The sequence below is a fragment of the Pseudomonas sp. JV245A genome, assembly GCF_032424515.1.
Classification (GTDB): Bacteria; Pseudomonadota; Gammaproteobacteria; order Pseudomonadales; family Pseudomonadaceae; genus Aquipseudomonas; species Aquipseudomonas protegens.
In genome coordinates, this window is sequence record NZ_VYKE01000468.1 from 1 (window position 1) to 747 (window position 747).

Annotated in this window: 2 protein-coding genes; both read left to right on the forward strand. The window is 66.7% G+C overall.

Annotation, left to right across the window (positions count from 1 at the left end; translation table 11 throughout):
• Positions 1-120: hypothetical protein (locus F6S12_RS32485; protein ID WP_315869956.1), on the forward strand; the 120-nt coding region annotated here is incomplete at its 5' end.
• Between the two features lie 78 nt (positions 121-198).
• On the forward strand, positions 199-747 hold a 549-nt coding region (locus tag F6S12_RS32490; protein ID WP_315869955.1), incomplete at its 3' end, for a pentapeptide repeat-containing protein.

The following is a 747-nucleotide window of genomic DNA, read 5'->3' on the forward strand; positions in this document are numbered from 1 at the left end:
GGCGGCGCGGTGCCGCTGTGGGGCGGCGACATGGCCGAACTGACCAAGCCAGTGGCCCAAGGCGGCTCGTTCTGGGTGTTCAAGATCCCGAGCTGGGATAACAAGACCGCCCAGCGCTGATCATCCCCGCCTTGTCTGTGGCGAGGGAGCCCGCTCCCTCGCCACACCCGCCTTCACTCCAGCCTGGAGAACCGCACCATGAACTACCTGCCCCTGGCCCTGCTGTTGGGCCTCTCCCCCGCCTTGGCAATGAATGTCGACGACGACGGCAACGATGTACCGCTGACCGTCAACGGCTGCCTGATCGCCGAAGCCAGCCAATGCCCCGGCGCCAACCTGCGTGGCGCTAACCTCGCCAACCAGGACCTGCGCAAGATGAACCTGGCCGGCGCCGACCTCTCCGGCGCCGACCTGCGCCACGCCCAACTGGACCTGGCCAACCTGGAAAAGGCCCGCCTGCAAGGCGCCAACCTGACCCGCGCCAGCCTGCAACAGAGCAACCTGCGGCTGGCGGACTTCACCGACGCCAAGCTGATGGCGATCCAGGGCTGGGGCCTGTTTGCCCAGGGCGCGCAATTCGAAAAAGCCGACCTCAGCGCGGCCTACCTGCAATTTGCCCGCCTGTCCGGGGCCAAGCTGCACCAGGCCAAACTGCGGGCGGCGGACCTGGAGATGGCCTGGTTGAGCAAGGCGGATCTGCAAGGGGCCGATCTGAGTGATGCCAATCTGCAGGAGGCGAAGTTTGGC